This window comes from Segetibacter sp., from assembly GCF_025963695.1.
Lineage (GTDB): Bacteria > Bacteroidota > Bacteroidia > Chitinophagales > Chitinophagaceae > Segetibacter.
In genome coordinates, this window is record NZ_JAOQAH010000038.1 from 1 (window position 1) to 4,739 (window position 4,739).

Sequence of the window (4,739 nt, forward strand, 5' to 3'; positions counted from 1 at the left end):
GATAAAAGCAAAGCAGCACAATTACGCCTTTCAAATGGTGTTGTAGTAAAAGAGCTTGGACAAGGTATACTGACTGAGCAAACAAGAATTAAGGCAGGATTTATCATCACTAAAGTAAATAATACAAGAATTAATACTATTGATGAACTGAAGGCTGCTTTAAAAAATGCCGGTAACAGTGCGATCATAAGTGGTGTGTATCCACAACAACCACAGACAGAGTATCAATACGCATTAAACGATCTAAACGGACAGGAATAGTGAATGTGAGTAGTGAGTAGTGAGCGGTGAAAAGTGAAAAGTGAAAAGTGAGTTTTCGAGCAGCGGTTAGTGAACTGAAAGGTGAATAGTGAAGGCGTTGCTCTAACTCACTACTTACAACTTACAAAATGACAATAGGTGAGTTTGGGTTTGGTTTAGTTAGCCCCGTCTGTTAGCAGGCGGGGTTTTTTATGCAGTATTTATAATTTCGATTAAAAGTTGACAGCAATGAAAATTTTGATAATAGAGGATGAAACTGCATTGCAACAATCGATTCAAAAATATCTTGAGCACCAGGGGTATGTTTGTGAAACTGTGGGAGATTTTGCTGCAGGAATAGAGAAAGTAAGAACCTTCAATTACGACTGTGTGGTCGTTGATATTGGGCTGCCATATGGAAGTGGTTTAGATATTGTAAAAGAATTGAAGGAAATAGAGTCTAAGGCAGGAATCATTATTATTTCGGCAAAAAATGCCCTCGAAGATAAATTAAAAGGATTGGAATATGGCTCTGATGATTATCTCACCAAACCTTTTCATTTGTCTGAATTGAATGCCCGTATCAATGCAATACTTCGTCGCAGAAATTTTGGTGGTAGCAAGATTATACAATTTGAGGAAATTAAATTAGACCCTGAAGCGCAACGTGTAACTGTAAATAACAAAGCGGTGGAATTAACTGAAAAGGAATACCAGTTACTGGAATATTTTATAGCAAATAAAAGGCGGGTATTAACGAAAGCTGCTATCGCGGAGCATATCTGGGGCGACGAATATGAGCAGGTAAGCAATTATGATTTTATTTACACCCACATAAAAAATCTTAGAAAAAAACTAATAGATGCGGGGTGCGAAGATTATATAAAAACGGTTTATGGAACAGGATATCGGTTTACCGAAAACTAATTTTTAAAAGCCGCCGGAATAAGAGAAAGCAACCAAATCAACCCACTTTTTTATTCCTTACGTACACAAGTATAATATTATTTTTTCCAGTGCTTCTTTCATCTATCTCAAATCGGTTAAGGTTTTTTATCAAAGGAACAAGTTTTTTAAAGCCATAATTTCTTGGATCAAAGTCTGGTTGTCTTTTTAAGATAAGATTTCCAAGGTCTCCTAAAAATGTCCAGCCCTCCTCGTCGGCAAGGTCGTTGATGCTGTCTTCAATCAGTTTTACCAGGTCTGTATCAACATTTTCAATTGGTTCTATTTCGGTTTTCACTGGCACTACTTCAGGTACTTCTACCTTAAGCTTTTTCCTTGATCTGGATTTTTTCGGTTCTGGTTTTTCCGACTTTTTTATGGGAGCTGAATCCCCCTTTAAAATCTCTATATAAATAAATTTATCACATGCTGAAATAAAAGGCACAGGTGTTTTCTTTTCACCAATTCCGAACACTTTCATACCTGCTTCTCGCAATCTTATTGCCAATCTTGTAAAGTCGCTGTCGCTTGAAACAATACAAAATCCATCAACCCTGCCTGAATATAAAATGTCCATCGCATCTATAATCATTGCTGAGTCAGTGGCATTTTTGCCAGAGGTATAACTGTATTGTTGTACGGGTGTTATCGCGCTTTCCAACAGTACCCCTTTCCATCCCGAAACTGTTGGCTTCGTCCAGTCTGCATATATTCTTTTAAAAGTTGGTGTACCATATTTCGCAATTTCTTCCAACATCTCTTTTATATTACTATATGGAACGTTGTCTGCGTCTATTAAAACGGCAAGTCGTAAATCTTTAATTGTTTCCATCACTGCAAATTTACGCATTATCCGGTTATGCTTTTTTTGTGGTGGCAATCAATGGATTTAAAATTCACGCAACGGTTCAGGCATTCAAAAAAGAAGTGCGGGTGACAGCCTTTATAAAAAACCCGAACAAATTTTTCTTCTCTATTTATTATTTGACTAATATTAACAAGCATTTTATAAACTCTTTAATTGAAGTTTAAAATGTTTTACTAATAACGATGTCTCACCAGTATAGCTAAAACTAAACTTGCCATATGAATTTCATGAAACGTTCCCTGCGAGGATTTTTCTGCCTGTGTGTTATTTTCGGTAGTTATCCTTTTTGTGAAGCACAAACCAGCATTACCTCGGGTGATCACTTCAACAATCAATCTGCTAAAAACGGTCAAAGCAATAGAAATGCCTTCGAAGCCACATCAAAAAAAGATCAGACTTTAGGTATGGCCGAGAGCCAGTTCAGGCAGGAACCTGTAAGAGGGAAAGTTACTTCTACTAAAGATAATACCCCCCTTGCAGGTGCAACCATCTCGGTTAAGGGAAAAAACCGGTCTGTAGTTTCAGATGGTAATGGAAATTTTCAAATTAATGCGGTAACGGGAGATGTTTTGCTAGTGGAATACGTAAACTACGAAGCACAGGAAATAAGGGTAACCGGTCAATCTGTTGGAGCTGTTTCGTTGATACAGAAGGAAACTAACATTGGCGAAGTAGTTGTAACAGCATTAGGCATAACCAGGCAATCGCGAAGCATAGGTTACTCTGCCACCAATGTAAAGGCTGATGAACTTACCGTTAATCGTACCCCAAACCTGATGAATGCACTACAAGGGAAAGTGGCTGGAGTTAATATTAGTGGCTTGGGAACGGGACCTGCTGGTACATCTAAAATTAGGATTCGCGGTCAATCTTCCATTTCGGGTCAAAACAACCCTTTAATTGTAATTAACGGTATTCCTGTAGATAATACCAATTTTGGAACAAACCCGGGTAATGTAGGATCTGATAATTCAATCGGTGTCAGAGGAGGTGGAAATACTTCTGACGGAGGAGATGGTTTATCCAGTATTAATCCGGATGACATAGAAAGCATGACTATCCTTAAGGGGGCACCTGCTGCCGCACTTTATGGCTCGAGGGCCCAAAACGGGGTAATCATGATTACAACGAAAACCCGCGGCGCAGGTAAAGGACTTGGTGTTACGTATAACGTAAACTACACGAATGACAAACCATTAGATTTTACCGATTACCAATATGAATATGGCCAGGGCGAAGGGGGCGTGCGTCCTACTACTCCTAATCCAACGTCGGGGCAGTGGTCTTTCGGTGAGAAATTTAAGCCAGGAATGACCCAGGTCTTATTTAATAATCTTGTTGTGCCTTATGAACCTCAATACAACAGGATTAATAAATTTTATCGTCACGGTCAAAATCTTACTAATACAGTTACGTTAGAAACAGGTAGTGAAAAAGGAGGATTGCATCTTTCCCTTGGTAATATGGATAGTAAAGGGATTGTTCCAAACAATAGTTTTAACCGCAAGACGATTAATCTTGGTTTTAGCTATAAATTATCCGACAAATTTAGTTTCTCCGGAAATGCTAATTATTCACGTGAGACCAATAAAAATCCTCCCAATATTGCTAATCAGGACAATTCGATACCCACCTCAATATATAACCTGGCTAATTCTATGCCCCTGGAAGTATTGGAGGCAAACAAATACAACGCCCAGGGCAATGAATATATATACTCAAGATTTATGAACCGCACGAACCCTTACTGGGTTTTGGCAGAACAGTTTCAAAATGTAAGAAGGGATAGAATTTTTGGAAACATTTCAGCAAAGTATGACATCATCCAAGGAGTTTTTATTCAAGGCAGAATTGGACAAGATTTTTGGTCCCGCGACCAGGATTATAATAATTTCCCTACGGGCCATGCTTCAAGAGGTCCGGCGCCCGCCGGTTTCGTAAACGGGCTTTATACCCAAGAGTCTCGTCGGTTTAGAGAATTTAATGCTGATGTGTTAGTTTCAGCAAGCCGCAGCTTTGGCAAAATGGGCTTTAACCTTACTACTGGCGCAAATCAAATGCGCAGGAGATCTGATGTGAACAGTGTACAGGTTCAGGATTTTGTTATCAGAGGATTGTACACTGTACAAAATGGAAGGGCAAAAGATCCTTTGTACGATTTATCAGAAAGAGGGGTCAACTCCGTTTACGGATCCGCTGAAATTTCCTACAATCGCACCTTATATATAAACGGAACACTACGGAACGATTGGTTCTCTACTTTATCAGAAAATAACAGGAGTATATCATATCCTTCTGTTTCTGCCAGTTATGTTTTTTCTGAACATTTTCAGCCAGCGTGGTTATCGTTCGGAAAATTAAGAGTTGGTTATGCTGAAGTAGGCAGCGATACCGACGTGCCGCCTTATGCCAATCTGTTGTTTTATGGAATTAATTCCAATTTGCTTCCTAATCCTGCCGGGGCGCCGCAGCCGGTCGGCGGCCCAAATGGAACTACCGTACCTAATGCTAACTTAAGGCCTATGCGTATAGCGGAGGCAGAAATTGGTCTGGAATTAAAAATGTTTAATAACAGAGTAAATCTTGATGTAGCAGCTTACCGCAAAATTACGTCCGACCAGATAGTTCAGGCTCAAATCTCTGATGCTTCTGGTTTTGTTGATACAAGAATTAATAGTGGCCGAAG

3 protein-coding genes and 1 pseudogene are annotated in these 4,739 nt (G+C 39.3%); 3 read left to right on the forward strand and 1 reads right to left on the reverse strand.

The features are described 5' to 3' along the window. Together JWR87_RS06670 and JWR87_RS06675 are read left to right on the forward strand one after the other, a co-directional pair. Positions 1-261: pseudogene (locus JWR87_RS06670) on the forward strand (serine protease); the annotation flags it as partial. A 228-nt stretch (positions 262-489) separates the two neighbouring features. Beyond that, positions 490-1,167, forward strand: a complete 678-nt coding sequence (locus JWR87_RS06675; RefSeq protein ID WP_297817250.1) for a response regulator transcription factor — start codon at positions 490-492, stop codon at positions 1,165-1,167. A 37-nt stretch (positions 1,168-1,204) separates the two neighbouring features. On the opposite strand, the gene JWR87_RS06680 is transcribed toward JWR87_RS06675, so the two are convergent. Next, positions 1,205-2,017, reverse strand: coding sequence for an NYN domain-containing protein (locus JWR87_RS06680; RefSeq protein ID WP_297817253.1), 813 nt, complete (start codon positions 2,015-2,017; stop codon positions 1,205-1,207). A 254-nt stretch (positions 2,018-2,271) separates the two neighbouring features. Between JWR87_RS06680 and JWR87_RS06685 the strand changes: the two genes are divergently transcribed. Continuing rightward, a partial coding sequence (locus tag JWR87_RS06685; protein WP_297817256.1) for a SusC/RagA family TonB-linked outer membrane protein occupies positions 2,272-4,739 on the forward strand: 2,468 nt, incomplete at its 3' end.

What these genes read in the sequence shown, in the direction of transcription:
- JWR87_RS06675 (WP_297817250.1), top strand. Translation starts at nt 490, where the DNA reads ATGAAAATTTTGATAATAGAGGATGAAACTGCATTGCAACAATCGATT.
- JWR87_RS06680 (WP_297817253.1), bottom strand. Translation starts at nt 2,017, where the DNA reads ATGGAAACAATTAAAGATTTACGACTTGCCGTTTTAATAGACGCAGAC.